Source organism: Paraburkholderia ultramafica (assembly GCF_902859915.1).
Lineage (GTDB): Bacteria > Pseudomonadota > Gammaproteobacteria > Burkholderiales > Burkholderiaceae > Paraburkholderia > Paraburkholderia ultramafica.
Genome location: NZ_CADIKK010000045.1, coordinates 12,690 through 38,929, shown reverse-complemented (window position 1 = coordinate 38,929; position 26,240 = coordinate 12,690). Strand labels below are relative to the sequence as shown.

Here is a 26,240-nt window from a genome sequence, read left to right as displayed (position 1 = left end):
TAGATCCCGCAGGCCGACGCCTGGCCTTGTTACGGTGCGGCCTGTTCCCGCAATGCGTTGACGCGTTCCAGGTCGCGGGTGTAGTTGCGCCAGCCGATGAAAAACGCGATCGCTGCGACCAGCGGTGCCAGCGGCACGACTTGCAGCGCGCCAAGCAGGCCGATGCGGTCAGCGATGATTCCCGTCAGAATCGCGGCGGGTGCGAGACCCAGCAGGTTGTTCGCCAACGTCAGCGTCGCGAATGCCGACGCATGGATCGACGGCGGCGTGAGGTTGGCCACCATTGCCCCCGAGGGGCCCGTGGCGCCAGCGCTGAAGAACATGCCGGCACCGATCAGCGCGAGTTGCAGCGGGCCCGCCGGCAGTTGGAACGCAAGCCCAAGCAATACGAAGCACGCCAGACAGAAAGCGATCGCCGTGAGCCACTTGCGTTGCGGCACCGTCCGGTTGAGACGATCGGCAAGGTTGCCGCAGACGACCATGCCAACGCCCGTCAACAGCACGAACAAGGCCGCGCTCATGGCCGCCTTGCCAGGCGCCATGCCGTAGTAACGGTTCAGGAAACTCGGCATCCACGCCCACACGGCCGCCGGGACGAGCAGATGGATCCCGCTGCCCACATAGGCGCACACGACGGACTTGGTGGAAAACAGTCCCTTCATCAGCGCGCGGAAGCTCATCCGCACGCCAAGGTTGTTCGCGCGTCCGACGCCCGCGGGTTGCAGCGGAGCGAGCCGTTCTTCAGTCACGACGAAGCGGTAGACGATCACCAGCACGAATCCCAGACCGGCCATCGCGGCAAACGACCAGCGCCAGCCGAGGCTGGTCGCGACGGCGCCGCCGAGCGCCATGCCGAGCACGGAGCCGAATGCCCCGCCCGCCATGAAGGCGCCCGTGAGCGTCGAGCGCAGCCGTGCCGGGAAGATGCTCAGCACCACCGCAATGCCGACGCTGCCGTAAGCCGCCTCGCCAATCCCGACGAAAGCGCGCGCGAGCAGCATCTCGCCATAGTTGGTGGAGATCGCACAGCCGAGCGTCGCGATACTCCACATTGCCGCCATCAGCGTGATGCTCTTGACCCGGCCCCAACGGTCCGCGAGTACGGACAGCGGAAAGGTGAGCACGCCGACCATCAGCGCAACGACGCTGCTGAGCGAACCCAGCCGCGTGTCGGAGAGTTCCCACGTGGCCTTGATATACGGAAATACGGCATTCAGAACCTGCCGTGACATATAGTCGGAAAGCAGCAGCCCGACGGTCAGGGCAAAAACCACCCAGGCGTACGGGCGCACATCCGATTGCGCTACCGACGTATCGCCCGTGGTGGGCTCGGCATGCTGCATAAGCATGATCATCTCCTTGGCGTCTCGCGCCATGCGGTCCGCTTTGCCGAGAGGGGCGATGCGGCCGTCAATTTTCGTCTATTACCTTACACCGAGGTAACCGGTTCCGGCGCTCGACATCGCGTGTGGCAAGCCACCCCGATGTCGAGCGCCAGTGCTTTACGCCGCGCGCAACGGCAGGTTTCTGACACCCGTCGTGCGATTCGGCGCCATGCCGTTGGCGGCGAGCGTCTCGTCGATCGTGTCGTACTGCACGTCGATACGATAGATCTCGCGCGCTTCCTTGCCGCTGGCGATTTCGCGTCCCAATTCGCGCGCCACGCGCACGCATTGTTCGATCTGCTGCACCGAGGTCATCCGGTTGCCGTGCTGATCGATAATCGTATCTTCGATACCGCAGCGCGGGTGCAGGCCCATCGCCATCGCCATCATGTTGAACGGCAACACGTTCTTCAGCAGCGACTCCGCCGTCAGCGTGCAGCCATCCGGCGCACGGTGCACGAAGTTGAAGAAGTTGAACGGATTCGGACCGTCGAAGCCACCGCCGATGCCAATCCACGTCAGGTTCAACGGACCCTTGTACGCGCCCTTGCGCACGAGACGATCGAGCGTCTCCAGTGCATGAATGCCCGTGAGCTGGAAGTGCGGCTGAACGTTCGCGGCCTGCAGGCGGCGCAGGTGTTCTTCCACCCAGGCCGGACCCGCCGGCACGGTCATCTCGCTATAGGCCGCCTGATACGCGGGGTGCGCGAGGGAAGTGCCTTCGAGATACTCGGGATAGAGCAACTCCATGATGTTCATCTGCGTGGTGTTGATCGCCACCGTCACCTGATCCGGCTTCGGATCGAGTTCGGCCAGCATGTGGCGCGTATCGTCCGACAGCCACTTGGCAGCCTGCCCGTCGTCTTCCGGAGCGAACGAGATCGAGCCGCCCACTTGAATGATCATGTCAGGCACTGCGGCACGCACGCCGGCGATCAGTTCATTGAATTTCGACAGGCGCTTCGAGCCCTTGCCGTCGAGTTCGCGGACATGCAAATGCAGGACCGTCGCGCCAGCGTTGTAGCAATCGACGGCTTTCTGGATCTGTTCTTCCATCGTCACCGGAATGTCCTCGGGGAAATCCTCGGGCATCCATTCCGGTCCATACGGAGCCACGGTGACAACGACTTTGTCCTGATTCTCCGGGTGTAGCGAATCGTCGAGAAACTGCATCTCTTCCTCCAGATGTGAGTGATGACCTTCCCGTCGGTCACGCGCAATTGCGTCAGGACCACGGGAAGAATTGAATACGCTTGAGTCACACAATACGGGAGCCAGGCGATACACTTTCCTTTTTACGCGCCACCGTTTTATGATTTCGCGCCAGTACGTGTTAACACCGACCTCGACGTGCCACCCCGCGAACGATATGTCAAGGTGGCTCTGCAACGCGTCCCTGAAGTGCCTACGAACATGGTTTGGCGAGATCTGCATCCGATTAGGCAGGCGTAGGAGATCACTTGCGATTTTCAGCACGGATTGTGTGAGAGCGACCGGAGATACCCGATGCAAACAATGCTGAGGTCGGCATCCATGAGCGGCTACTTTGACGTGACAAGACGACTCGGGCTGAACCCGTTCGAACTTGTCCGGCAAGTCGGACTCGATGCCGCGGCACTGACCAACCCCGAAGACCGCATTCCGATCTCCGCCGCTTGCCAATTGCTGGAATTGACGGCGGAGAAAGCGAAGTGTCCGACTCTGGGGCTGCGGATCGCGGAAACGCGCCAGCAGTTCGGTACTGGCGTGGTCAACGTGTTGCTCGCCCACAAGCGCACGTTGCGCGAGGTACTGTTTGCAGCCGCGCAATATCGGCATCTGCTCAACGAAGCGCTGGCTGTCTACGTCGAAACCGCCGGCAAGACCGTGACCATTCGGGAAGAAATCGTGGCGGAGCCAGGCACGCCCACCACTCAGGCGATCGAACTTGCGATTGGCGTGCTGACGCGGCATTCGAGCGCGCTGCTGGGGAAACACTGGAACCCATGGGGTGTCCACTTCACCCACCAGGCACCTGAGGACCTGACCTTTCATCGACGCTTTTTCGGCTGTCCGCTCACCTTCGGCAGCGATTTCAACGGCGTTGTTTGCGCCACGGCGGATCTGGACTACCCGAATCCCAGTGCCGACCCAGAACTGGTGCGTTATGCCGAGAGCCTCGTCAATCCGCTCAATGCCGCAAAGACCGATTCGATTGCACTCGAGGTACGCAAGGCGATATACCTGCTGCTACCGCTCGAGCAGGCCACCGTCGAGCCAGTGGCCCGTCATTTGGGGTTGAGTGTGCGCACCATGCAGCGTCAGCTCAAATCGGCGAACACCAGCTTCAGCGATCTTGTGGAGGACGTGCGTGAGGATCTTGCCGAGCGATACATGAGCAACCCAGGCTACCCGATTGGACGGGTCTCCGCGCTATTGGGCTATTCACAACAGGGATCGTTCACGACCTGGTTTGCGTCGCGTTTTCACATGACACCGCGCGAATGGCGAGTTCGTCACACGAAATGACCTCGCGGTACGGCTGCATTGCTCGCGGCCGTCTGTGGCGCGATTGGGCGAGGAGCGCCCTTCCCTTGGGAAGCGACGCCCGTGTAAGTCAGTCAAGGCTCACAAATGGGCCTTGAGAGTCCATCCAGTCATAGTGTCCGCTTGCGGCAGTCCATGCCCAGCGTGCAGGCTGCTGCAACGTGACGCCACGTGCGCAACGCTCATCGCCCGCATGGACGTCATGCGCCTGAGCGTCGCTCTGTGCCGCATCGGAGGTTTGCAGTTTTTCCATACCTGATTCGTAACTCATCTTCACTTTCCAATTGATAACAAACGGGTGTCAGGCCGCCGCAATCCGCCGCTTGCCTGATCTGATTCCTGCATCGCCGATCGCTCGACCATGGACCGAATATCGCGCAAAGGCGATGTGCAATAACCCCCCATCACCGGGGGGAACTGAAGATTACGATCGGGCTACTGTGTGTTCCAGCAACTAGCGGCGGCTCGCCGTTTTTCTTCTGGTGCGCAAACCGGAACGGCACGGCACGCTTTGTCACTGCAACGGCAGATTTGGACACCGTAATCAAGGGCCAACACAGTACGATGCCCAATCGCGACAGACGGATCGAACCATTTGGCCGATGCAGATCCCTCTGCGTATCACGAGATCATCGAAACGGATTAACGCAGCCCCTGCATATGGAAAAACCATGAACGACCTTAACGGATACGACTTTGAAGACCTGCAGACTGGCATGAGCGCCAGCTTCGCGAAGACCATCACGGAAGCGGATATCCTGCTGTTCGCGGGGGCGTCGGGAGACAACAACGCAGTTCATATCAACGAGAAATTCGCGCAAACGACGCCCTTCAAGGGACGCATTGCGCACGGCATGCTGACCGCGAGCATCATCTCCGCAGCGATCGCGGGCCGGCTGCCTGGTCCTGGCACGATCTATCTTGGACAGAACCTGCGCTTCAAGGCGCCCGTTCGTCCGGGCGATACGGTTCAGGCGGAAGTGATCGTCAAGGAACTGATCGTCGAAAAGCGTCGCGTGGTGTTGTCCACCATCTGCACGGTCGACGGCAAAGTCGTCATCGACGGCGATGCAGTGGTCATGCCCACTTCGCGCGGCGACGAGGCGAAAGCGGGCGCCGCCTCCGTGGCCAATAACGGGTAACGGTGGGGTCCAACATGAAAATGCTATTTAGCATGCCGGATGAGTTCGCGACCGGCTGGCTCAAGGCCGGATTCAGTTTCCTGCGAGCGTTTCCGGTAGCGGGTGGTCATGGCGATGCGGTACTCGACGCAGAAGGCAACGTCATTGAGCGCGTGTCATCCGGTGCGGGAAACGCCGTCATGCAAGCGAGCGTCAACTACTGGCAACAGCAAGCCGAGCTTTGGAGCAGCACCTTTGCAGGCGCGATCGGCGCGCTGCCGGCCCCGAAGTCAGTGGCCGAGCCCGAGCGCGGCGACCGGCGGTTTCACGCGCAAGACTGGTCCAGCAATGGCTGGCATAGCCTTCTGAAGCAGAACTACCTGATCAACGCCAGGATGCTCGAAGAGGTGGTGGAAGCGGCCACGCTCAACGACAAGGAAAAGCACAAGCTGCGCTTTTACACGCGCCAGTTCATCGACCTGACAAGTCCTTCGAATATCGCCGCTACCAATCCGGAAGTGATCCGGCAGGCCGTCGAATCGAACGGTACCAGTCTGCTGGCAGGCCTGACGCATCTGCTGGAGGATATGAAGCAAGGCAGCATTTCAATCACCGATCAAAGCGCGTTTGAAGTGGGCCGTACGGTTGCGGTATCCAAGGGCTCGGTGGTATTCGAAAACGATCTGTTCCAGTTGATCCAGTATGCGCCGCTCACACCGACGGTCGCACACCGTCCGCTAGTGATCGTCCCGCCGTGCATCAACAAGTTCTACATTCTTGACCTGCAGCCGGACAACTCGTTCGTGCGCTTCGCCTGTGAACAGGGGCTCACGGTGTTCCTGGTCTCCTGGCGCAATCCGGATGAAACGATGGCGCATACGGATTGGGATGCTTACGTCGACCAGGGCGTCATGAAGGCGCTCGAAGTGGCACGCGCCATCAGCCGCGCCGACAAGGTCAACGCGCTGGGCTGGTGTGTCGGCGGCACGATGCTGTCGTCCGCGCTCGCCGTGATGCGCGCCAACGGCGACGAGTCGGTGGCCAGTCTGACGTTGTTGACGGCGTTGCTCGACTTCAGCGAACCTGGCGATCTGGGTGTATTCATCGACGAGCTGGGGGTGTCGATGCGCGAGCAGACGATCGGCCGCGGGGGACTCTATCCCGGGCGTGAACTCGGGTTCGTGTTTCAGGCGCTGCGCGCCAACGACCTGATCTGGCCGAACGTCGTGAACAACTACCTGAAAGGCAAGACACCGGCCGCATTCGATCTGCTGTACTGGAACGCGGACACGACCAACCTGCCCGGGCCGATGTATAGCTGGTATCTGCGCAACATGTATCTCGAGAACAATCTCTGCGTGCCGCGCAAGCTGACCATGTGCGGCACCGCTGTGGATCTCGGGCGCATCGATATGCCGAGCTACCTGCTTGCAACGGAAGAAGATCACATCGTTCCATGGCAGTCCGCGTGGCGCTCGACGCATCTGTTGGGCGGTAGAACCGAGTTCGTGCTGGGCGCAAGCGGCCATATCGCTGGCGTCATCAATCCGGCGTCGAAGAACAAGCGCAGTTACTGGACCGGCGGTGCATCCGGCAGTAACGCAGAAGAGTGGCACGCATCCGCCGAGAAACAGGCGGGTAGCTGGTGGAATCACTGGATCGTCTGGGTCAAGCAGCACGCAGGCGACGAAGTGAAAGCCCGCTCGACGCTGGGCAGTTCGAAACACAAGCCGATCGAACCCGCGCCCGGCCGGTATGTGAAAGTGCGTGCTGACTGATTCCCGTCACAGCCGTCACAGCGGTTGGCACGTCCAGACGATCGAGTGAAGCGGCGCAAGCCGCTTCACCGCTCTGGAAGCTTTCGCCAGGCGCATCGCACACAGGCATCTCTCTCCAGAGCGGTACGACGAAGCTAACGCGCAACGCCAGACCGGTGCGCGGCCTCCTGGACACCCCGGACGGCTGCGGCGGTGATCAGTCCGATGATCAGCAATCCGATCACGCCAAGTAATATCGCATCGATCCGGCCGAACGTCGTGGTGGGCACCACGTCGCCGTATCCGATGGTCAACGCGGTAATCGCGCAGAAATACAAGGTTTGCCCCAGCGGCGAAGGCGTTCGGTTCACGGTCTCGACGGGACCACCAAAGTAGTACATTGCGACCGTCAATAGAAGAAAGAGCGCAAGGAGGGCGGCGAGGATCGCGCGCAAGTACCAGAGCGTGCTGCCGAATTCCACCAGAAAATCGCGAGCACGCAGCGGGACGCGCGCGTCGCGCGTGGCATTTTTCATCGCGGGTACCTCTCAGAATGGACTTGAGCCCTTGAGCACGTCGCCGATGCGGATGTTGCGCGCGCTGTCGTCCCGTAGCGTCGCGTCACGGCACGCGACTGCGTTGCTCGAAAAGCCACAGCATCAGACACGCGTAGACAGTAACGGCCACAAATAACCCCATACGCACCGCGAACGCGCTATACACGTCCTCTCCGGCCACGCTATCCTGCACCGACTGCCCAAGCAGAATAATCATCGTGACGAGCGTATTCAACCAGAACCCGGGCGAGTAGCGCGTCTGGCTGATCCGATGAAGCTTGCGTCCCACCAGCAATCCGAACAGCAACATCCACAGAAAAAACATCCAGATATTGACAAATAGCCTGAGCGAAAACCAGAAGACGATTGCGAGCAGGCCCCCGAGCAGCGTGGACCCAAGCAGATCGCGCGCCGCGCCGCGAGCCGATGTGGTGCAGCTTTGTCGACCAAGGCTGACGGACTTCATGATGATCGGCATGTAGCTGGCTGGATCAGTCATGGCAAGCAGCCAGACAGGCATGACCACCAGAGCGGCCCGCAGCGCAATGCGGGCAGCGGCGTCATCCGGCATGACGCGACCGGCAGGCTGCGGCCTTTCGCTCACAGGCTCGGGAAAGACCCAATGAGTGAATATCGACACCAGTACCGCAAGCAAAAGACCCTTCACCAGCGCGCCCACGACCGTCATGGCCAGTTGAAAATCAGCGACGCCCGCTGCGGAGATCATCGTCAGGCCGGCCACCAGAAAAGTCGCGACCAGATTGTTCCCGCCACGCAATCCGAAGCGAAAGGCGATGAAGAGGCACAGACCAATCAGCAGCACGCCGGCGGCCGGGTAGTAGCGAAGCAACGGCACAGTTGCCAGGCCGCTTCCCGTTGTCAACGCTACCACCAGCGCGAGTAACAGTCCTGCCTTGAACGATATCGGCTGGTTCTGCGTAGCGAGCAGAAAGACGGCGAACACCGGCGCAACCACGGGAATCGGCAGTTCCAGCGCAAAACTGATTGCGAGGCACAGCGCCGTGCCGGCGCCCACGCGTAGCGTACGTTGACTTAGGTGCTCGGACTTGTGCGGCATACGCATCAGTAAAGGTATGAAGTCCAGCTCATCACGCGCAAGAACACGCGGCCGAGCGGATTGAGCGGATTACCCACACTCGGAAACGCCATCACCTCGGCTTGCCCCCCCACGCGAATGTTGCGCAGTCGCGCACTCTCGCCCTTTGCAAATTCGACAATCACCGGGAAGCGTTGAGCCGGGCGCAACCAGTCGCGGCTGTTTTGCACAGTGGGCAGGCTTCCCGGTGGCGTGCTCTGGCCCACGCTCACGCCATATCCGATGCTGCGGATCCGCCCTTCGAATATTTCGCCCGGCAGCGCGTCCAACGCGATTGCGACCGGCGTGCCGGGCTGGAGGTGGCCCAGGTTGTTCTCGGTCATATCCGCGCTGACCCACACATCGTGGATCGCAATCAACGTCATGACGGGGTTGCCGGCCGCGGCGAACTGGCCGACTTCGGTGCGCAGATCGGTGATGACGCCCGCCGAGCGCGCCCGTATCCGGGTATCCGCAAGATCGAGTTCGGCCTTTTCCAGCGCAGCGGCGACGCTGCGCAACTGCGCATTCTCCTTATCGCCGCCACCCTGCTGCTCTTTCGCACGCTCCACTTCGGCACGGGCCGCGGCGACCTGACTGACGGCCTGCTCATGAGTCGCGCGCGCGACTTCGAGACGACGTAGCGAGACGGTGCCCTGATCTTCCCGGTAAAGCCTTTCGAGGCGCTCGCTGTCCTGCCGCGCCTTGACCTCGTTCGCGATTGCCGCCCGCAGCGATGCGAGCGCCGAATCGATGCCCGCCGTGCTCGCGCCGATCTGCCGGCGCGTCGACTCGAGATCGGCGCGCGCGCGATCGGCGGCGATCCGGTATTGCTCGCGATCGACCTCGAACAGCACGTCACCTGCGTTGACCTCCTGGTTGTTGTGCACGACGACGCGGGTCACTCGTCCCGATACTTCCGCGGCGACGGGTACGACATAGGCCTGGATGCGCGCCTGTTGCGTATAGGGAGTAAAGCGGTCGGCGAGCAGATACCAGATCAGGCTCACGACGATCAGGCCTACGACCCACTTGACCGCTTTGCGCGATGGGTCGGCAGCGGGCGCGGGGGGATTGGGCGCCGTGGCGGCGGAGTGCTCGGACGTGTCGCTCATCGTGACCGACCTGCGGACGGGCTGGCGGTAGCAGACGGCACATTCAATTCGTTCAGCAGGTCGCCCCAGTCGGTGCGTTGCTGCATCTGCTGGCGGGTCGCCGGATCGACCAGCGGCTGTTCCGAGTACCAGCCTCCGCCGACGGCCTTGTAGAGAGCAATCAGACTGGCCACCGCGTTGCTGCGATTGACGACGAACGCATCCTGCTGGGCGAACAGCGCGCGCTGCGCATCGAGAACCCGCTGGAAGTCCGAGTACCCTTCCCGATAGATCGTATTGGCGAGCGTGAGCGAACGGCGCGCGGCGCCTTGCGCGTCGTGCAGGATACTGTCACGCTGCAACGCCGAGCCAAGCGCTGTCGCCGCATCGTCGGCCTCGCGCGCCGCCTCGCGCACGGTGTCCTGGTAGGCGACGATCAGCTGTTGCAGACGGGCATCCTGCACGCGCACGTTGTTGGTGATCTTGCCGTGGTCGAACAGGTTCCATGTGATGCTCGGACCGCCTGCGAAGGAGAGTGTGCTCGGCGCGCCCGTGAGCGAACTGGCGCTCCAGACGAGAGAGCCCAGCAACGACACGGACGGGTACAGATCGGCTTTCGCCACGCCGATGAGCGCGGACTGCGAGGCCATCTGCAGCTCGGCGGCGCGAACGTCGGGGCGGCGCAGCAGCAGATTGGCGGGCACGTCCTGCAGCACGGCGCGGCTCACTAGCGGAACCACGCCTTCCTTGTCCGGCTGCGCATCCAGCTCCGGCAACGGGCCGGGCGGCCGGCCAATCAGCACGGACAGCGCATGACGCGCGAGGACGATCTGGCTCTCGAGATCGGGGATGCTGCTCAGCGTGCCCAGATACTGCGTCTTCGCTTGCTGGAGATCCAGTTCGTCGCTTTCACCGCTCTTGAAGAGCCGTTGCGTGATCTCATAGCTGCGCTCCTGCAACTGGGCGTTCTCGCGTGCGATGCGCAGCCGTGCCTCGGCCGTGCGCAAAGTGAAATACGTCGTGGCGACCTGCGCGTGCAGCAGGACCAACGCGTCGTCGCGGTTGGCTTGCGCCGCAAAAAACGCGGCATCGGCCGACTCGATTGCGCGGCTGAAACGCCCCCAGAAATCCAGTTCCCAGCCGACGCTGAAGCTCACGCCGTACTGCCAGTAGCCGCCCGACCGGGGGTTGAATCCATCCGAGCGTTTGCGCGCCGAATAGAGCACATCGGCATTGGCCTGCTGCACCTGAGGGTAACGTCCTGCTACCGCGATGCCCAATTGGGCGCGCGCCTCGATGACGCGCAGACCGGCGATTTTCAGGTCGCCATTGCGCTCATCGGCTTGCGCGATCAGACGTTCGAGGTTCTGGTCAGAGAAAATCTGCCACCACTGCCGAACGTCAGGCTGCGAGCCCTGCTGCGTAACCAGCTCGATCGATGCGCTCGTCCAGGTCTCGCTCCAGTCCTCGTGCTGCGGATGAAAGTCTGGTCCCACCAGCATGCAGCCGCTCAGGCAACCTGCCCCAAGCAGTCCCGCTACCCCATATGGGCGCATTAAAGGCGACACGTCGCGCCCCGCAGCCTCAAGGCTGCTTCTCTTCGTAGACAGGTTCAGGTTGCGGCTGGTCTTTCACCCATCGCCAGAACAGCTGATAGCCGACCGCAAGCATCACGGGTCCGATGAACAGGCCAATGACGCCGCCCGTCACCATGCCGCCGAGCGCGCCGATCAGCACCACGGGCATCGGCACCGCGACGCCACGGCCCAGCAGCAACGGCTTGAGCACGTTATCGGCCAGACCCGCGACGAACACATAGACCGAGAAGATGATCGTCCCCGTGCTCACGCCCTCCGTCACAATCACGAAGATGATCACGGGAACCGTGATCAGCGTGGCGGGCAACTGCATGATGCCGATCAGCAGCACGGCGAGCGCGAGCAGGCCCGCGCCCGGAATATCCATGACTATGAACCCGACACCAATCAGCAACATCTGGATGAACGCAATACCGACCACGCCTTGGGCCACTGCGCGAATGGTGGAGGTGCACAGATCGGTAATCTGCAAACCGTTCTCAGGACCGGAGATGCGCGAAGCGATCTGCACCGCGCTGGTGTGGCCTTTCTCGCCGTGAGCCATCAGAATACCCGCGACGATCAGCGCGACGAAGAAGATCAGCAGCCCCGCTCCAAGGCCGGTGACCGTGCCGAGCAAGGCGATGCCGGCCTCCTTGATTTGCGGTGCGAACCGCTGCGCGAGACCGGCGAGGTTGGTAGAGGCTTGCTGCCAGAGGTCATACACACGTTGACCTACCAGCGGCCAGTGGGTCACCGATTCGGCAGGCGGCGGAATGCGGAAGCTGCCGCTCCGGAATACTGTCACTGCACGGTCCATCGAGTCGGCTACGGCGACGCCCAGCAGATACGTCGGCACAAGGATGACGGCAAACGCGACAAGGATGATCAGTGTGGCGATCAAGCCATCCTTACTGGCGAATCTGCTTCGGAGCCTCGCTTGAAGCGGATAGAGCGTGATCGCGAGGATCAACGCCCAGACCATCAGGTTGAGGAACGGTACGAAGATCCGAAAACAGAGCACAGCCAGAACGGCAATCAGTCCGGCGCGGATCAATGCGTCGAGCAACTCTCTGGACAGCGCCCTCGGGGGGGTCGGCGTGGTCAGCATCGGTTGTCTCCTCGTAGGTCGCCGCGAGAGTCTCGCGACGGCAAACCAGACTTGCTAGTAGCCCGCGATGGCCCGAGTTGGACCACGCCGCTGTTGCCGGCGCTTGCGGGGCAAGAACGTTGCCAGTACCCAGTACTACGAGAAACTGTGCGTGGACGATGCACAGTTCCGAATCGAAACCTTGACGGCTGGAAATGCGCTTCCGCCAGTCCTGGACCGGCAAGAAATTCCCGCCGAACAGGTGGTCGCTAGTCCGAGTCTAGGATAGCTGGAAAAAAGGGACAACAATTCGCTAACAGGCCCAAGATATAGGTGAAGTCAAATTAAAAGCCTGCTGAAAAAGCAATGGCGCGGCTATTGGTTGATTCTGCGGTCAGCGAAGCGGGTTGATGCTGGCCAAAGCGTTCGAACCACAACTGGACAGCCTGCAACTGGGCGAATACCTCATTAAATAGCATTTCATTTGCGTCGACTGCCTGCCCGGCGGTGGCGTCTATTAGAATCGATGCCGCCTAAAGCCTTGCCCAGTATGACTCTGGAATCGCCTTGTCCTCTTCCGACAAATAAGGGTTATTCAGGCGGATGATCCTTCGTTCACTTGAACGCGTCCGCTTCAGCGCATCCTGGATATATGGATGGGTATTGAACAGCCTCATATACGAACCATCGCGATAGGCAGCAGCAAATCCTCGAGCGATCGTCGCAGCCAGCCGATCATATGTCGGAGCCACATAGAACAGGAAATCTGAGCGGTAGACCAGCAGCAAACGCTTCTCCACCACGAGATCCGAACCCCTCTGCCCGCGCGCGTCAAGCTCAGTGAACGCTTCAACCATCCCGCGCGGAAAATAGTCCACTCGCCCACCCTCCACCATCTTGAACGCGGTCTCGTAACTCGACGTCGTCTGCACGCTGAGGCCGGCACTGCGCATGATCCCGGCGTCGATCCAGCCGAGCCCCTGAACGCTCGTCAGTGCCTGTAGATCCTTGAGTGTCTCGACCTTGTCGAAATCAGGCTGCCGGTCGCGTCTGATCAGGAATAGCCGATAACCGATCAACCCTCGATGAATCGGAATGTGGACGACGCTCAGCCCGCGTTCGGCTTGCGCCTCAATGCTGGTCCAATGCAAATTGATGATCGTGCCGGACGCGAGTTCCGCGAGCGCCCTGGTGCGCTCCATCACAATCTCCACCTGGCGGATCGTGTAGTCGGCGTTGGCGGCTTTCATCGCGGCATCCAGCGTGGCGAGTGCAAACGCTGCATGCACGTCGCGGCCGGGCCGGATCCGCGGGTAGACGATTTCGAAACGCTCCGACGGTGCGGCGCGTGCGGCGAGCGCCGCGCCTGCGGCACTCGCCGCCGCGACGATAAAGCGCCTGCGTTGCATGGCTGAATTGACGAAACTGAAGTAATGCGATCGGTCCGCGCGAACTGGCGCGCCCTGACATCGTGCGACTGGCCAAGCCGGTCGATAAATTCGGACAAACCCGCTGACGGAACGGCAGCAACAGGCCAACAACTCGCCACCGGTACCGCAAAGGCGCTTGCGCGCGCGCCGCTCGCTTACTCGATAATCAAACCGTGCCGGAGGGCATAGCGGATCACCTCAGCGTTGTTCGCTAGACCGAGCTTTTGCATGAGTCGCATCTTGTGGGTGCTGATCGTTTTCGCGCTGAGCGCACAAGCGTCGGCGATGTCGTTGATGCTCTTGCCGGCCGCCAGCATCTGCAACACCTGAAACTCGCGGTCCGACAGAATTTCGTGGGGCGGCACATCGGCGCGATGCGTTTCGAAGACCATCGCGTCGACCAGCTTCGGATCAATGAAGCGCCCGCCATCGGCAATCTTGCGAATCGCCGCAAGCAGCACTTCGGGGTCGCTGTCTTTCGTCAGATAGCCAGTCGCGCCGGCGCGCAACGCACGTGACGCCACCTGCGCCTCGTCGTGAATGCTCAGCACCAGCACCGGCAACGAAGGCAGTTCGGCGCGCACGCGCCGGATCAGATCGACGCCGCTGATGCCTGGCATTGTCATGTCGAGCAACAGCAGATCGACGGGACACGCGCGCAGCTTGTCGACCACTTCGGAGCCTTGAGCCGCTTCAGCCGCCACGACGATATCATTCGTCGTCGCGACGATCTGCCTGAGTCCGCCACGCACGATCGCGTGATCGTCGGCAATGAGGATTCTGATCATGGATGGAGTGCGCCATTGCGCGGAATATGAATCGAAACCGTGGTGCCGGCACCCGGTTTGCTGTCGATGGAAAACGATCCGCCGATGAGCCGCGCGCGCTCGTTCATGCCTAGCAGGCCATACGAATAACCGCGTCGCGCCGCCTCCAGATCGAATCCGCATCCGTCGTCGCGCACCTGCAATTCGAGCTTCGCCGCAGCGGAGATCAAGGTCACGTCGACACGTGTCGCACGGGCGTGACGGGCCACATTCGTCAGGGACGCCTGCACGATGCGGAACACGGCGGTTGCATGCGCATCGGTCAGCGTCGGCTCGCCACCGTCAAGGCACAGCCGGCACGCAATGGCATTGCGCCGGTTGAAATCTTCAACAAGCCACTCGAGCGCGGACACGATGCCGAAGTTCAGTGCCGCTGGCCTCAGGTGGCTCGCGACATTGCGCACCATCCAGATCGTCCCTTCGACCAGTTCTCGCATGTCGTCGGCTTTCTTCATCGCCTCGGCGTCCTGAGTCAGACGCATCTTGAGCAGCGACACATCCATTTTCAGCGCCGTCAACAACTGCCCGAGCTCATCGTGAATCTCCATCGCGATGCGCTTTCTCTCCTCCTCACGAATCGACTCCATATACGCAGACAATTCACGCTGCTGCTCGCGCGACTCGAACAGCTGCTGCTCGATGCGCTTGCGCTCCGTGATGTCGTTCAGGCCGACGTAGATGGCCGGCGAATCGTCGTAAGTGGCGACGCGCGCCGTCGCTATGGCCCAGAACAGCGTGCCATCGGGCCGCTTGAACTGGACTTCGGTATCGCTGAAGCTACCCTCGGTTTTCAGATGACGAATCAGCCTGTGGCGCACTTGCGGATCGACGTAGAAGTCTTCTATATTCGCGGCGCTGCCCTCGCGCATCTCGATGCCGAAGAGCTCGCGCAACGGTTCATTCGTGTAGAGAATGCGTCCGCCCGGCATCGACGTAATGCACAACGGCACCGGACTCGTTTCGACGATCGTGCGAAAGCGCGCCTCGCTCGCGAGCAGCCGCGCATCGGCGCGCCGCCGCTCGTCGATTTGCGCGGTCAGGTTGGCGTTGGCGCGCGCCAGTTCCTCTGTGCGTAAAGCGACGCGCCGCTCGAGCTCATCGCGCACTTGCGACAAGGCCGTCTCGGTGTCCTTACGAACCGCCACTTCGGCAAGCAGTTGCCGGTTCTGCGCGACGAGTTGCTTGTGCATCGTGCGCAGCGCGAGATGCGCGCCGACCCGCGCCATCATTTCTTCGACGCACAATGGCTTGCTCACAAAGTCCACCGCACCGGCCGAAAAACCTTCCACCCTGTCTTCGCTGCCGGTCAGTGACGTCATGAAAATCACGGCGATATCGCGCGTGCGCTCGTTGCTCTTCAACCGGCGGCAGGTTTCGAAGCCGTCGATCCCGGGCATCTTCACGTCGAGCAGGATCAGATCAGGTTGCGAAAAAGCCGCGCGTTCGAGCGCCTCGATGCCGTCGAGCGCCACCAGCACGCGAATGCCGCGCTGCGCAAGACTATCGATCACCACCCCGAGGTTAGCCGGCGTGTCGTCGACGATCAGGATCGTTCCGGGCGGAGCGACGGGAGCGTCAAGCTCGCTCATGACGCCGTGTCCCCATGCAGATAATGCTCGACCAACTGGAGAATCGCCTTTGACTGATACGCTTTAGCAAGCTGGCGCAGCCGCGTGGCGAACGGCGCATGAGGCGGATCGGTCGCGGCGATGCGTTCGGCCCACAGCGTGATGCCGTGCATGTTGCCGTCCCGGGCGAGGCGATGCAGTTCGTCCATCGCCTCTGTCGACAGCGCGACGGCCGGTCCCGCGAGCGGATCGGGCGGCACCTCCCGCTGACCGTTCGCGTAGGTCCAGGTGAGACCGAGCAATGGCGCCATCTCCGCGAGCAACGCGTCGAAGTCGACCGGCTTCGATATGAAAGCGTTCGCGCCTTCGTCGAGACTCTTCGCGCCGTCCACGCCGAACGGACTCGCCGACACCGCAATGATCGGCAACTGGGCGAATGCGGGCATCGCGCGAATCCGCCGCGTCAACTCGATGCCGTCGATTCCCCGCATCACGATATCGGTGAGAATCAGGTCCGGGCGTTCGTGCTGCATCCGCGCGAGACCATCATGGCCGCTCTCTGCCTCGACGGTGTCGAAGCCAATCCGCTCAAGGAGTTCGACGACAACAGTCCGGTTGACCCGCACGTCGTCGATCACGAGCACCTTCCGGCGCGGGCCTTCGTAACCCGAGACGATCGACACCGGCCGCACTACACGCGCGACCGGCAACTCCGCGAGCGCCGGCGGCAGCTCGAACCAGAAGAGACTGCCTTTGCCCACCTCGCTCTCGACGTGAACCTCGCCTCCCATCGCACGGACGAACTGCCGGCTGATCGCGAGGCCAAGCCCGGTGCCTCCCGCACGCCGCTCCTTACCGCCACCCTGTTCGAACGGATTGAAAATCGTGTCGTGCTGGTCAGGGCGAATGCCGATCCCCGTGTCATGCACCTCGAAGCGAACCGCGCCATGTGCGCTGCGCCTGATATGCAGGCTGATGCTGCCTTCATCCGTGAACTTCACTGCATTCGACAGCAGGTTGAGCAGCACCTGGCGCAAACGCCGTTCATCGGCAAGCACACCGCCCGGCGCGTCGGCCGCAATTGAGCACTGCAATGCGAGAAGCCGCTGCTCCGCCTTCACGCCGATGATCTCGCCAATAGTATCGACAAGACCCGCCAGCGGCACTTCGGTGATCTCGATGCGCAGCTTGCCCGCCTCGATCTTCGCGAAGTCGAGCGTTTCGTCGATCAGCGTCAGGAGGTGTTCGCCGCTCTGCTGAATGACGGCCACGCCGTCGCGCTGACGATCATCCAGCGTGCTGTCGCGCCGCAAAATCTGCGCGTAGCCGAGAATGCCATTGAGCGGCGTGCGCAGCTCGTGGCTCAGATTCGCGAGGAATTCGCCCTTCGCCCGGTTCGCTGCTTCGGCCACGCGCCGGGCTTCACGCTCGGTGTGCGCCTCGCGTTCGTCGAGATAGGCGCGATGCAGTCGCGTGCCCATTGCGTTAAACGCCGTGACCACCCGGTCGAGTTCATCCGGCTCTTTGGGCGGCGTGCGCTGCAGACGGAAGGGACGCTGGGGCTCGTGAAAATCGTAGTCACCGACGATTCGCGCGATCGTCGCAAGGTGCCGCGTGACGAGCCGCGAAAAAATGTAGAACGTGAAGAGCGCGGCGAGAAACGTGTTGGCGGCCTGGCTCACCAGAATCACCAACGCGGTCCGCTTGAGGTCGTGATAGAGATTGCGGAGCGTCGCCTGGACGTACAGCGTGCCGATCCGCTGTTCATGGCCCTGCACGTGATAGATGAGCGGAAACTCCCTTACCACTGTCATGCTCGGCATGCGTTGCCCCGCTTTCACGACCAGTGGCGTAGCGGCCCGCTCCGACTCCCGAACCTCCGCGGCACCAATATCGGCGAGGCGCAGCATGCCGTCGAGCTCGAGCTTGAGTTGCGGCTCATCGAGGCGCCACAGCGCTTCGCCGAGACTGTCGCGATAGCTGCGGTCGATATCGGTCAGCCGGTTCTGGATCTGCTCAAGGCCGAGTTCGTAGTCGCGATAGAGCTGGAACGCCGTCAGGGTCACCGTGATCACACAGCTGAACGCGAGCACCGTCGCCAGCAGGCGCAGCACCATGCTGCCCCGCACGCGACGGACCCCGCTCAACCATACGCCCAACCTGTCGAGAGTCATATCGCCCCACGAGTGCCGCAGCTTTAATCATCCTATTCTGCACTCGATGTCCAATGCCGGTCTATCACGCTTACTTCAAAGGTCTGACGAAATCCGCTCTGCTTGCTGTTTTATCCGCACGTCTTATCCGCACTGCCCCCGGCCCCGGCCAACTGCAATCGGCTTGACCGATTCGATCGGGCGCCCGGCCAGGTCATCTATCAGATCGGCCATTTGACACAGCGTCTGAAATGCATCCGTATCCAACAGGTCCGCGTGATGGCGCCTGAGTTCATGCATCGTTTCACCGAGCCGTCGAATGGCGGCCGGACCGCTGTCGGACATCGGCCAGCAATGCATCAGGTAGGCGAGCGGCATCACATTGCGGGTCTCGCACCAGCTATCGAACAGACGCAGGCAAATTGAATTGATCTGTTCTACGTCATTCTCGCGCTGTGAAAGATAGGAAATCATGACGCCTTGACTAGATTTGCATTTCGGTAACTCATCATCGACGAGCCTTTTTTACCTCGCAGTCAGTGCAGTCTGGAAAAATGCCGAGGCGCTCCCTGATTCGCGTGTCAGGAAATCCTTAACGGAATTCAATGGCAGAGGCGGTCGTGAGGCGCCGGAAAATCCATGCCGGCTCAGCCCGGCCGCGACTCACCGGCTGCCTGAAAGTAAGGAACTCCTGACTGTTCAAATCAGCACTACCTGAATCGACATTCCGCTGATCCCGATGGAGACAGTCAACGCCACGCGCTTACGATCGGTCTTCGGGCATAGTGGAGTACATATGATTGCAGCCAACAAATCATTGCGCTGGCAGATCGAGAAGCTGGTCGGCCCAGTTTGCAAGGATCGGGCTCGCGTGCGACTGATACATCGTTCGCGATCCGGCAAAACCCGCCGTGTCTGCATTCAGGTCGAGCGGCCGACCGGCTGCTGCACGCTGTTTTTCTTCCGCCACGCCGACGGAACATGGCATGTGTTTCCTCCCGATCTGACGCGTCCAGCAATGGGGATTGACCGCGAAGCCGCCTGATGACCCGGCAACCTGTGGAGCGTATATGTGTGACGATGCTTCGAGCGGACTGCCACAGCACATTATCGACTTGCGCGCGTGGATCAGCGACTGGTACGACCACGCTGTCGCCGCGGGATTCGTGCGTCCGCCGTTCATGCTCGACGACGCGACTGCCGAACGGCTCGAAGGTTATTTCATGGTTGGGCTGACGCCTGCAGAGGGAGCCGCCGCATTTTTTGGATCGGTGCATTGAGGCCGTCGAAGTGACCTCGCCCCCGTTTGACGAATCTGCCGCAGAGCCCTCGCAAACGCAGGACACCCTGACATCGTCCCCAATCAAATATTCATGCCTACAGCACGCACGCTGCCGACACGCGTTTCGGCCCACATCGGATGATGAATATTGCTGCCGACAAATGGCGGAAACCGCTCGAAGTCCGCGCGCATCTGGTGACGCACCGGTGAGTTCATTGCGCGCGTGATCGCCTCGGCGCTATCGAACATCAGCTTGTTGCGCTGCATGTAGTGCACGCGCTTCCACGGCATCGCGTCGACCCAGTCCACCCGGGTGAAGATTTCGATTTCGCGCACGCCCTCGAAAAACTTCATGATCTGCGGATGATGCGACAGGTAGTAGTTCAGCCACGCATCGAAATCTTCGGCATGTCCGGGATAGTGGACGAGAAACTGGCACGGCAGCGCGCCATCAGGCACGGCGGGTGTCGGATCGACGGCCGGAAACGGACGGCGCGCCATCACCTGCTGTTCGACCGCGCAATCAGCGAGGATCGCGAAGCTGCCGCGCGCCAGCGCCTGCAGATGTCCGTCTGGACCGATTGCCGTCTCCAGATCCACCAGACGCTCAAAATCGAGCTGGAAAGCGAAGGTCGGCGACGGACCGTCGTTCGTGTAGTAATCCTGCGCGGCAGCCGGCGTGTACAGACGCGCGCGGCTCAAGCCCGGCGTAGCTTCGACGCATCCAGCAACGCGCTCGCGATCGTCGTTGCTGACGCGCGCGCGTGCATCAGGGTGCGTGAAGGTGACAAGGTAGGAAAATTGCATGATCGGCGTGACGAAGATGAGGACATCGAGGCGCGCTCGTGTGCAGCGCGCCACGGATTCATAGGTCTAGCAGCAGGTTCTGCAGCGCGGCGTCATCCGCGCGGGCAGGCGCTGCCGGATCCCTCGCGGCAAGCGCCAGCATCAGCGCAATGCGCAACTTCGGCGGCGCAAGGTCACCACCTGAAAGCATACTGTCGGCGCTAATGAACCGCTGCACCGGCACGAGCCCGCGCGGCGAACGCGTCGCCTGCACGACGACGACGCCCGCCTTCACCGCATCGAGCAACGCCTCGCGCTCGCCGGACGCGGGCCGGCCCGGCGTCAGCCCCGCGCATACGATGCCGCGCGCGCCCGCTGCCACGAACGCGCGAATCGCCGCGCCGTCCGCGCCAGCATAGGACATCGACACGTCAACGCGCGGCAATCCATCCGAAGCGGGCCTTTGCAGCACGTCGCCGAAACGGGCGGTCAGACTCTGCGCGCCGCGCACCGGACGGCGTCGCCATACCACGCTCGCATCCGCGTCGATCCGCCCAAGGGGCCCGTAAGGCGGCGCCTCGAAAGCGGCCAGCTCGAAGCTCGCCGCTTTGGTCACGTCACGCGCCGCGAAGAACAGGCCGCCCATCGTCACCAGCACGCCCGCCTCACGGGATTGCGGCGACGACGCGAGCGCGACCGCGCCGCGCAAATTGGCAGCCGCGTCGCTGCCATCGGTATTCGCGGGACGCTGCGCGCCGGTGATCACCACGGGTTGCGCGATTGACAGCACGAGATCGAGAAACCAGGCGGTCTCTTCGAGCGTCGCCGTGCCGTGCGTCACGACAAAGCCCGCGAGCGTCGGATCCGCCGCAGCGGTATCGTGAATCAGCTTCGCGAGCTCGAGCCAGTCGCGCGGCCCGATCGATACGCTGCCGAGGCTGCGAAACGGAATCGGCACGATGTCCGCTTCGGGCGCGAGTTCACCGAGCCGTTGCAGCAGATCGTCGAGCGGATGGATTACGCCGCTATCGGCGTATTCGATCCAGTCGAAACGGTGCCGCCCGTGCATCGCGAACGTGCCGCCCGTGCCGATCACCGCAATGCGCGGACGCGAAGTGTGCGGCGTCGTCATGGCTGCAACCTGACGAAGAGCAGGTCGCCGTCCACACGCGTTTCGTGATGCCGCGTGTCGCGGGTGACCGGCGCTTCGGTCGCGCGGCCCGTGCGCACATCGACGAGTCCAGCGTGCAGTGGGCACTCGATCTCGTAGCCGTCGAATTCGCCCTCGCTCAGCAGCGCCTGGCCATGTGTGCAGATGTCGTCGAGCGCGTGAATCTCGCCATTCACGCGGAACAGGCCCACTTTCAGGCCATCCAGTTCGATGCCGCGGCAGTCGCGCTCGCCGAACACTTCGCCGGTTGCACCAATCGCATACCAGCCGTCTTCACCGCGCACGTACTGTACGGCGTCGGCCAGTTTGATCTCGTGAATCGCGTTCATACGGCCACCTGGTTTCTCAGGTCGACCGGCTCATGCATCCGCACGGCGCCGATCAGGTCGGTCAGTTTCGTCACACCGTGACGTTTGCACCACGCCGTCATATCGTCGATCAGGCGCGGCATCGCGGTGGGCGATACGAAGTTCGCCGTGCCCACCTGCACGGCCGTGCATCCCGCCAGCAGGAATTCGAGCGCGTCCGCAGCCGTCGCAATGCCGCCGCAGCCGATCACGGGAATCTCGACCGCCTGCACGCATTGATAGGCGATGCGCAGCATGATCGGCCTGGTGGCGGCGCCGGTAAGGCCGCCCATCACGTTCGCCACGCGCGGACGGAAGGTTTCGACGTCGATCGCCATCGCCAGAATCGCGTTGCTGACGACGAGCGCATCCGCGCCCGCTTCCTGCGCGGCAAGCGCGACTTCGACAACGTTGCCTGCGTTCGGCGTCATCTTCGGCCACACCGGCACGTCGGTCGCGCACTTCATCGCGCGGACCACCGCGGCCGTTGCTTCGGGATCCATACCGAATGCCTTGCCGTTCTTCTTCAGGTTTGGACACGACACATTCGCTTCGATAGCGGCGACGCCCGGAACGCTGATTTTCGCGGCGAGCATGCCGAACTCTTCGATCGTATTCGCCGAAATACTTGCCACCAGCGGCGGCGTGTAGCGGCGGTAATACGGCACGGTCTGCTCGATGTAGTAGTCGCTGCCCTTGCTCGGAATGCCGATCGAAAACAGCGTGGCATCGCGGAACTCGGCCACGCGTGGCGGCGGCACGCCTTCGCGGACGTCGTGAGTGATGGTCTTGGTGACGATCGCGCCGAGGCAGTTCAGGTCGAACACCTGCGAGGTGCCTTCGGCGAAGGTGCCCGACGCGGGCATCACCGGATTGCTCAGTTCGAGCGAGCCGATCCTGACACTGAGAGCTACCATGATGTCGTTTCCTGAAGGTCGAAGACGGGGCCATCCCAGCACACGCGGCGATAGCTCAGCTCATCCGAGCCGGCGTGCTTGCGGAATGGGCGCACGCACGCGTAGCACGCACCGATGCCGCAACCCATGTGCTGCTCGAGTGCTACTTCGCCGGGAATCCCGAGTTGCGAGGCGACGCGTTGCAGCATCGACAGCAGACGGTTCGAACCGCAGGTCGACGCATAGGTGATCGGCTGTTGCGCGTGCACACGGCGGATCAGACTTTCGACCTGCACGACATCGCTCGTCTGCTCGTCGTCGGTCACGATGATCACGTTGGCGCCCGCGTCGCGCAGATAGTCGGCGGACATCATCAGCGCCGGCGAGCGAGCACTCAGCACGGCCGTGACGCGTGCGCCGGCGGCGATCGCCGCATGCGCGAGCGGCGCCAGCGTGGCGAGGCCGACGCCGCGCGCGAGCAACAGCACGTGCCCGCCTGCCGTCGTATCGGGCAGCGTGAAGCCCTTGCCGAGCGGCCCGAGCGCGTCGAGCGTATCGCCCGCCGCAAGTTGCGCGAGACCGCGCGTGCCCGCGCCCTGCACCTTGTAAAGAAACTCGATGCGCTGATTTTCGGGCGCCACGCAATAGAGGCTCATCGGACGGCGCAGATACGGCGTGTCGTCATTCGACGCAGGACATGCGAGATGGAAGAACTGGCCTGAGCGCGCCGTCAGCGCCAAGGCGGGCGCGCTCAGCACGAGATGCTTGTATTCGGCGTTGACCCAGTCGTTCGAACGCACGAAACACGGGTTCTCGGCGATCGAAAGCGGCGTCGCGCAGGCGGACTGCGCCGCCGAACAGAGCGGAATGACCCGTGCGGCGGGCGCGTCGCCGGAAGCCGTCTGCGGATCGGTGGTGATTGTCGTCATGGGGACCATCCAGTCATTGCGTGCCGGCAAGCTCGTTCGCCGAAGAGTGGCGCAACGCGGTGAGCGACGCGAAGTCGCTCGCCAGCGGCAGCGCCGGCGTGCCGGGCTCCATCATGTGCAATTGCGCAAAGCGCATTTCACTGATGAGCCACACGCCCGATTCGGTGCGTTGATACTTCTCTTCGGTGACGGCGCCAAGCATCACGGCATGCGCGTCGTCGTCGCGCAGCGCGAGCTGCCAGAGCCGCCAGTTGCCGCTCGCGTGCCCGGTGTCATGAATGTCGAGCGTTTCGCTGACGTAGTAGTGGATCGCGAAGCGCCAGGGCGAGCGTTCGAACCATTCGCCAAGGCGCTCGCGTCCGACGAGGTCGTCGCCGAAACCCGCGCCGCCGCCCCATACCGCGTTTTCGGTGAAGCAGGCGGCCTGCTGGCGCGCGATGCCGCGCATGATGTCATCGGGCTGGCGGCGGTAGTCGCCTGTGTACTTGGCGTCGGCGAGCGCGGCGTAGCGCGCTTTCAGTGCACGGATCGCGTCGATGGCTTCGAGGCGCGCCACGCGCGTTTCGAGCGATTGCACCAGCGTTGGCGTGATCGTTTGAGTCTGCGTCATCACACCAGCTCCTTCAGCGCGACCGCGGGATCGGCGAGCCGCGTGGCATCCACGGGCTTGCGGCTGCTCACGAGCTTTTCGACATGACGCCGCTCACGGCTTTGATTGATCGTGACGCCCGCGCTCACGCAGCCGTCGCGCAAGCTCAGCACCGTCGCATTGGCCGCATCCAGATCGCCGCGCACGACCGTTTGATCTCCCGCGTCGGCGATGCCGGTCACCTGAATCGCGTGACCTAGCTGATCGGTCCACATCCACGGTGTTTCGCGGTAAGGCTCGGTGCGGCCGAGCATGATTTCGGCGACGGCGCGCGCCTGGTTTTCCGCGTTCCGCCATGTTTCCTGACGCAGATGGCGGTTGGCGGACGAGTCGAATGTGCATGCCGCATCGCCCGCCGCATACAGCCACGATGCGGCGGGACTGCGGCACCATTCGTCGACGATGATCCCGCGCGCGTCCGACAGGCCGGTGCCGTGCAGAAACGCCGGATTGCAGTCGACGCCGATCGCCACCAGCACGCAATCCGCGTCGAGCGTCGCGGCGACGCCGTCCTTCTCGAAGTGGATGTGCAGCGGCAATACGGCGGCGCCCGACGCTTTGTCGCGCTCGATGCCGGTCACGCTCACGCCGGTGCGCAGATCGACGCCACGCGCGACATGCTGTGCCGCGAGCCACGCGGCGACGGACGGCGGCAGGCAGCGCGTCATCACGCCCGCGCCGCCTTCGAGCACGGTGACCGGCACGTCCAGCGACAGCGCGCTCGACGCGACTTCCATGCCGATCACGCCTGCGCCGAGGATCGCGAGCCGCCTGCATCCGGTGAGCGATGCGCGCAGGCCGAGGCAATCGTCGAGTGTGCGCAGCACGTGCACGCCTTCGAGCGGCGCCTGCATGAACGGGGGCAGCCTCGGCGCGCCGCCCGTCGCCACGACCAGCAGATCGAAGTCGACGCTGCGGCCATCGCGCAGGTGCAAACGCCGCGCTGCGAGGTCCAGCGAATCCGCCGTGGCATGCATGCGTTCGATGCCGGCACGCGTCAATGCATCGTCGTGCCAGAAATCGGCGGGCGCGAGCCGGATGCTCTGCTGCTCGCTCTTGCCGAGCAGCAGCTCCTTGGACAACGCGGGACGCTCGTAGGGCGCATGACTTTCCGCGCCGATCAGCGTCAGGCGTCCGGTGTGGCCGAGCGACTTCAAATGCTGGGCGACGCGGCCGCCCGCGTGACCCGCGCCGACGATGGCGATGTGCGAGGCGGCGCTCATCGCTGGTTCTCCGTGGCGGCGGTCGTTGCGGCTGCATCGCCCACCACGCGATACAGCACGCAGTTCGCTTCGAGGCACTGATAGCGGCGCGCTTCGAAGGGCGGAATCAGAATCGCCTCGCCGGCGGACAGCACATAGTGCTCTCCCGCAGCGACGATATCGACGCGGCCTTTGAGCACCGCCGCGACTTCTTCGCCGAGCGCCGATGCCGCGAACTCGATCACCTCGTCCTGCTGCAACGCTTGCGTGGTCATCGAAAGCGCCGCGCCCTGCGCACGGCTCGCGTCGGCGCCCTCGACGGCCGCGGCGAGCGGCGAACAACGGATTGCGTTGAGCGTGCTCACGATGCCTTCTCCCGGTCGGCGAGCGGGTAATACGGCACTTCGTCGTCGCTGCGATATTCGGCGCGCGGTGGCGTGACGACGTTCAGCCGCATGCTCATGCCCGTACCTTCGAAGCGGTTGACGCCGTAGTGGCTCAATCCAGCGGGAATGAGCATCCCTTCGCCCGGGCCCATCTTCTGCTCGACTTCCTCGCCGTCCAGATGCACTTCGAAGATCGAGCAGGCGCCGCGTACCTGCAGCGACGCTTCTTCGCCGTGGCTATGCGCTTTCGCCGGCAGTTCGCGGCCAGCCGCTTCAACGAACTTGATCACCGCGACGCTCATCGTCTCGCCGATCATCGTCTTCATATAGAGACCATCGGCGACGACTTCCTTCAGGCCGTGGTCGATGCCGAATACCTTGCAGCGGGGCATGTCGTCCTCCTCGTTTGGC

The 26,240-nt window shown here is 62.7% G+C and carries 28 protein-coding genes; 5 read left to right on the top strand and 23 right to left on the bottom strand.

Annotated elements, in window-relative coordinates; all coding sequences use genetic code 11:
* Window positions 1-29: 29 nt before the first annotated feature.
* Together HV744_RS31935 and HV744_RS31930 are read right to left on the bottom strand one after the other, a co-directional pair.
* The gene (locus HV744_RS31935; RefSeq protein ID WP_175153314.1) at window positions 30-1,349 is read right to left on the bottom strand and encodes an MFS transporter; all 1,320 of its coding nucleotides are present in this window, start codon (window positions 1,347-1,349) and stop codon (window positions 30-32) included.
* 153 nt (window positions 1,350-1,502) lie between these two features.
* The gene (locus tag HV744_RS31930; RefSeq protein ID WP_175153313.1) at window positions 1,503-2,558 is read right to left on the bottom strand and encodes a beta-keto acid cleavage family enzyme; all 1,056 of its coding nucleotides are present in this window, start codon (window positions 2,556-2,558) and stop codon (window positions 1,503-1,505) included.
* A gap of 333 nt (window positions 2,559-2,891) precedes the next feature.
* Here HV744_RS31930 and HV744_RS31925 point away from each other — a divergent pair, with 333 nt between their 5' ends.
* On the top strand, window positions 2,892-3,893 hold the full coding sequence (locus tag HV744_RS31925; protein WP_175153312.1) for an AraC family transcriptional regulator: 1,002 nt from the start codon (window positions 2,892-2,894) through the stop codon (window positions 3,891-3,893).
* 88 nt (window positions 3,894-3,981) lie between these two features.
* Here HV744_RS31925 and HV744_RS31920 read toward each other — a convergent pair whose 3' ends face one another.
* Complete coding sequence (locus tag HV744_RS31920) at window positions 3,982-4,164, bottom strand: hypothetical protein (RefSeq protein WP_175153311.1); 183 nt, start codon at window positions 4,162-4,164, stop codon at window positions 3,982-3,984.
* 418 nt (window positions 4,165-4,582) lie between these two features.
* Here HV744_RS31920 and HV744_RS31915 point away from each other — a divergent pair, with 418 nt between their 5' ends.
* Entirely contained in the window at window positions 4,583-5,053 is a 471-nt protein-coding gene (locus HV744_RS31915; RefSeq protein ID WP_175153310.1) for a MaoC family dehydratase, read from the top strand.
* Between the two features lie 14 nt (window positions 5,054-5,067).
* A complete protein-coding gene (phaC, locus tag HV744_RS31910; RefSeq protein ID WP_175153309.1) occupies window positions 5,068-6,810 on the top strand; it encodes a class I poly(R)-hydroxyalkanoic acid synthase in 1,743 nt (580 codons plus the stop codon).
* Window positions 6,811-6,944: 134 nt separating this feature from the next.
* Here the strand turns inward: phaC and HV744_RS31905 are convergent, their stop codons facing one another.
* From HV744_RS31905 to HV744_RS31860, 11 genes are all read right to left on the bottom strand, one after another.
* Complete coding sequence (locus tag HV744_RS31905; protein ID WP_175153308.1) at window positions 6,945-7,325, bottom strand: potassium channel family protein; 381 nt, start codon at window positions 7,323-7,325, stop codon at window positions 6,945-6,947.
* An 85-nt stretch (window positions 7,326-7,410) separates the two neighbouring features.
* The gene (locus HV744_RS31900) at window positions 7,411-8,424 is read right to left on the bottom strand and encodes a DUF2955 domain-containing protein (protein WP_175153307.1); all 1,014 of its coding nucleotides are present in this window, start codon (window positions 8,422-8,424) and stop codon (window positions 7,411-7,413) included.
* A 5-nt stretch (window positions 8,425-8,429) separates the two neighbouring features.
* Window positions 8,430-9,557, bottom strand: a complete 1,128-nt coding sequence (locus tag HV744_RS31895) for an HlyD family secretion protein (RefSeq protein ID WP_175153306.1) — start codon at window positions 9,555-9,557, stop codon at window positions 8,430-8,432.
* Window positions 9,554-11,092 (bottom strand): TolC family protein, encoded by a 1,539-nt coding sequence (locus HV744_RS31890; RefSeq protein ID WP_175153327.1) that lies wholly within the window; start codon window positions 11,090-11,092, stop codon window positions 9,554-9,556. The genes HV744_RS31895 and HV744_RS31890 overlap by 4 nt, the downstream gene beginning before the upstream one ends.
* A 28-nt stretch (window positions 11,093-11,120) precedes the next feature.
* Window positions 11,121-12,224, bottom strand: coding sequence for an AI-2E family transporter (locus HV744_RS31885; protein ID WP_175153305.1), 1,104 nt, complete (start codon window positions 12,222-12,224; stop codon window positions 11,121-11,123).
* Between the two features lie 323 nt (window positions 12,225-12,547).
* Window positions 12,548-12,682: a hypothetical protein gene (locus tag HV744_RS38125; RefSeq protein WP_281363687.1), complete on the bottom strand. Its 135-nt coding sequence runs from the start codon at window positions 12,680-12,682 to the stop codon at window positions 12,548-12,550.
* Window positions 12,683-12,736: 54 nt separating this feature from the next.
* Window positions 12,737-13,453 carry a hypothetical protein gene (locus HV744_RS31880; protein ID WP_343056489.1) on the bottom strand — a complete coding sequence of 239 codons (717 nt, stop codon included), beginning with the start codon at window positions 13,451-13,453 and terminating at the stop codon, window positions 12,737-12,739.
* Between the two features lie 335 nt (window positions 13,454-13,788).
* Window positions 13,789-14,421: a response regulator gene (locus HV744_RS31875; protein WP_175153303.1), complete on the bottom strand. Its 633-nt coding sequence runs from the start codon at window positions 14,419-14,421 to the stop codon at window positions 13,789-13,791.
* Window positions 14,418-16,049 carry a response regulator gene (locus tag HV744_RS31870; protein ID WP_175153302.1) on the bottom strand — a complete coding sequence of 544 codons (1,632 nt, stop codon included), beginning with the start codon at window positions 16,047-16,049 and terminating at the stop codon, window positions 14,418-14,420. Before HV744_RS31870 ends, HV744_RS31875 begins: the two co-directional genes overlap by 4 nt.
* Window positions 16,046-18,202: a hybrid sensor histidine kinase/response regulator gene (locus HV744_RS31865; protein ID WP_175153301.1), complete on the bottom strand. Its 2,157-nt coding sequence runs from the start codon at window positions 18,200-18,202 to the stop codon at window positions 16,046-16,048. The genes HV744_RS31870 and HV744_RS31865 overlap by 4 nt, the downstream gene beginning before the upstream one ends.
* A gap of 123 nt (window positions 18,203-18,325) precedes the next feature.
* Window positions 18,326-18,655, bottom strand: coding sequence for a hypothetical protein (locus HV744_RS31860; RefSeq protein WP_175153300.1), 330 nt, complete (start codon window positions 18,653-18,655; stop codon window positions 18,326-18,328).
* 265 nt (window positions 18,656-18,920) lie between these two features.
* Between HV744_RS31860 and HV744_RS31855 the strand changes: the two genes are divergently transcribed.
* Window positions 18,921-19,226 (top strand): hypothetical protein, encoded by a 306-nt coding sequence (locus HV744_RS31855; RefSeq protein ID WP_246279293.1) that lies wholly within the window; start codon window positions 18,921-18,923, stop codon window positions 19,224-19,226.
* A 25-nt stretch (window positions 19,227-19,251) separates the two neighbouring features.
* Entirely contained in the window at window positions 19,252-19,461 is a 210-nt protein-coding gene (locus HV744_RS31850; protein WP_175153299.1) for a hypothetical protein, read from the top strand.
* A gap of 83 nt (window positions 19,462-19,544) precedes the next feature.
* Here HV744_RS31850 and HV744_RS31845 read toward each other — a convergent pair whose 3' ends face one another.
* Genes HV744_RS31845 through HV744_RS31805 form a run of 9 tightly spaced genes read right to left on the bottom strand, consistent with a single transcriptional unit; the run spans window position 19,545 to window position 26,221 of the window.
* Window positions 19,545-20,270 carry a hypothetical protein gene (locus HV744_RS31845; protein ID WP_175153298.1) on the bottom strand — a complete coding sequence of 242 codons (726 nt, stop codon included), beginning with the start codon at window positions 20,268-20,270 and terminating at the stop codon, window positions 19,545-19,547.
* A gap of 58 nt (window positions 20,271-20,328) precedes the next feature.
* Entirely contained in the window at window positions 20,329-21,381 is a 1,053-nt protein-coding gene (locus tag HV744_RS31840) for an asparaginase (protein ID WP_175153297.1), read from the bottom strand.
* Entirely contained in the window at window positions 21,378-21,749 is a 372-nt protein-coding gene (locus HV744_RS31835) for a non-heme iron oxygenase ferredoxin subunit (RefSeq protein ID WP_175153296.1), read from the bottom strand. The genes HV744_RS31840 and HV744_RS31835 overlap by 4 nt, the downstream gene beginning before the upstream one ends.
* Complete coding sequence (locus HV744_RS31830) at window positions 21,746-22,684, bottom strand: dihydroorotate dehydrogenase (protein WP_175153295.1); 939 nt, start codon at window positions 22,682-22,684, stop codon at window positions 21,746-21,748. Before HV744_RS31830 ends, HV744_RS31835 begins: the two co-directional genes overlap by 4 nt.
* Window positions 22,678-23,592, bottom strand: a complete 915-nt coding sequence (locus tag HV744_RS31825; protein WP_246279292.1) for a dihydroorotate dehydrogenase electron transfer subunit — start codon at window positions 23,590-23,592, stop codon at window positions 22,678-22,680. The genes HV744_RS31830 and HV744_RS31825 overlap by 7 nt, the downstream gene beginning before the upstream one ends.
* Before the next feature lie 13 nt (window positions 23,593-23,605).
* Entirely contained in the window at window positions 23,606-24,202 is a 597-nt protein-coding gene (locus tag HV744_RS31820) for a nuclear transport factor 2 family protein (protein ID WP_175153293.1), read from the bottom strand.
* Window positions 24,202-25,464, bottom strand: a complete 1,263-nt coding sequence (locus tag HV744_RS31815) for an NAD(P)/FAD-dependent oxidoreductase (protein ID WP_175153292.1) — start codon at window positions 25,462-25,464, stop codon at window positions 24,202-24,204. Before HV744_RS31815 ends, HV744_RS31820 begins: the two co-directional genes overlap by 1 nt.
* On the bottom strand, window positions 25,461-25,808 hold the full coding sequence (locus tag HV744_RS31810; RefSeq protein ID WP_175153291.1) for a cupin domain-containing protein: 348 nt from the start codon (window positions 25,806-25,808) through the stop codon (window positions 25,461-25,463). The genes HV744_RS31815 and HV744_RS31810 overlap by 4 nt, the downstream gene beginning before the upstream one ends.
* On the bottom strand, window positions 25,805-26,221 hold the full coding sequence (locus HV744_RS31805; protein WP_175153290.1) for a cupin domain-containing protein: 417 nt from the start codon (window positions 26,219-26,221) through the stop codon (window positions 25,805-25,807). The genes HV744_RS31810 and HV744_RS31805 overlap by 4 nt, the downstream gene beginning before the upstream one ends.
* Window positions 26,222-26,240 lie beyond the last annotated feature (19 nt).

Coding starts and splice junctions, on each gene's coding strand:
- HV744_RS31935 (WP_175153314.1), bottom strand. CDS start 1,349: ATGCTTATGCAGCATGCCGAGCCCACCACGGGCGATACGTCGGTAGCG.
- HV744_RS31930 (WP_175153313.1), bottom strand. CDS start 2,558: ATGCAGTTTCTCGACGATTCGCTACACCCGGAGAATCAGGACAAAGTC.
- HV744_RS31925 (WP_175153312.1), top strand. CDS start 2,892: ATGCAAACAATGCTGAGGTCGGCATCCATGAGCGGCTACTTTGACGTG.
- HV744_RS31920 (WP_175153311.1), bottom strand. CDS start 4,164: ATGGAAAAACTGCAAACCTCCGATGCGGCACAGAGCGACGCTCAGGCG.
- HV744_RS31915 (WP_175153310.1), top strand. CDS start 4,583: ATGAACGACCTTAACGGATACGACTTTGAAGACCTGCAGACTGGCATG.
- phaC (WP_175153309.1), top strand. CDS start 5,068: ATGAAAATGCTATTTAGCATGCCGGATGAGTTCGCGACCGGCTGGCTC.
- HV744_RS31905 (WP_175153308.1), bottom strand. CDS start 7,325: ATGAAAAATGCCACGCGCGACGCGCGCGTCCCGCTGCGTGCTCGCGAT.
- HV744_RS31900 (WP_175153307.1), bottom strand. CDS start 8,424: ATGCCGCACAAGTCCGAGCACCTAAGTCAACGTACGCTACGCGTGGGC.
- HV744_RS31895 (WP_175153306.1), bottom strand. CDS start 9,557: ATGAGCGACACGTCCGAGCACTCCGCCGCCACGGCGCCCAATCCCCCC.
- HV744_RS31890 (WP_175153327.1), bottom strand. CDS start 11,092: ATGCGCCCATATGGGGTAGCGGGACTGCTTGGGGCAGGTTGCCTGAGC.
- HV744_RS31885 (WP_175153305.1), bottom strand. CDS start 12,224: ATGCTGACCACGCCGACCCCCCCGAGGGCGCTGTCCAGAGAGTTGCTC.
- HV744_RS38125 (WP_281363687.1), bottom strand. CDS start 12,682: ATGCTATTTAATGAGGTATTCGCCCAGTTGCAGGCTGTCCAGTTGTGG.
- HV744_RS31880 (WP_343056489.1), bottom strand. CDS start 13,453: ATGAAAGCCGCCAACGCCGACTACACGATCCGCCAGGTGGAGATTGTG.
- HV744_RS31875 (WP_175153303.1), bottom strand. CDS start 14,421: ATGATCAGAATCCTCATTGCCGACGATCACGCGATCGTGCGTGGCGGA.
- HV744_RS31870 (WP_175153302.1), bottom strand. CDS start 16,049: ATGAGCGAGCTTGACGCTCCCGTCGCTCCGCCCGGAACGATCCTGATC.
- HV744_RS31865 (WP_175153301.1), bottom strand. CDS start 18,202: ATGACTCTCGACAGGTTGGGCGTATGGTTGAGCGGGGTCCGTCGCGTG.
- HV744_RS31860 (WP_175153300.1), bottom strand. CDS start 18,655: ATGATTTCCTATCTTTCACAGCGCGAGAATGACGTAGAACAGATCAAT.
- HV744_RS31855 (WP_246279293.1), top strand. CDS start 18,921: ATGGAGACAGTCAACGCCACGCGCTTACGATCGGTCTTCGGGCATAGT.
- HV744_RS31850 (WP_175153299.1), top strand. CDS start 19,252: ATGTGTGACGATGCTTCGAGCGGACTGCCACAGCACATTATCGACTTG.
- HV744_RS31845 (WP_175153298.1), bottom strand. CDS start 20,270: ATGCAATTTTCCTACCTTGTCACCTTCACGCACCCTGATGCACGCGCG.
- HV744_RS31840 (WP_175153297.1), bottom strand. CDS start 21,381: ATGACGACGCCGCACACTTCGCGTCCGCGCATTGCGGTGATCGGCACG.
- HV744_RS31835 (WP_175153296.1), bottom strand. CDS start 21,749: ATGAACGCGATTCACGAGATCAAACTGGCCGACGCCGTACAGTACGTG.
- HV744_RS31830 (WP_175153295.1), bottom strand. CDS start 22,684: ATGGTAGCTCTCAGTGTCAGGATCGGCTCGCTCGAACTGAGCAATCCG.
- HV744_RS31825 (WP_246279292.1), bottom strand. CDS start 23,592: ATGACGACAATCACCACCGATCCGCAGACGGCTTCCGGCGACGCGCCC.
- HV744_RS31820 (WP_175153293.1), bottom strand. CDS start 24,202: ATGACGCAGACTCAAACGATCACGCCAACGCTGGTGCAATCGCTCGAA.
- HV744_RS31815 (WP_175153292.1), bottom strand. CDS start 25,464: ATGAGCGCCGCCTCGCACATCGCCATCGTCGGCGCGGGTCACGCGGGC.
- HV744_RS31805 (WP_175153290.1), bottom strand. CDS start 26,221: ATGCCCCGCTGCAAGGTATTCGGCATCGACCACGGCCTGAAGGAAGTC.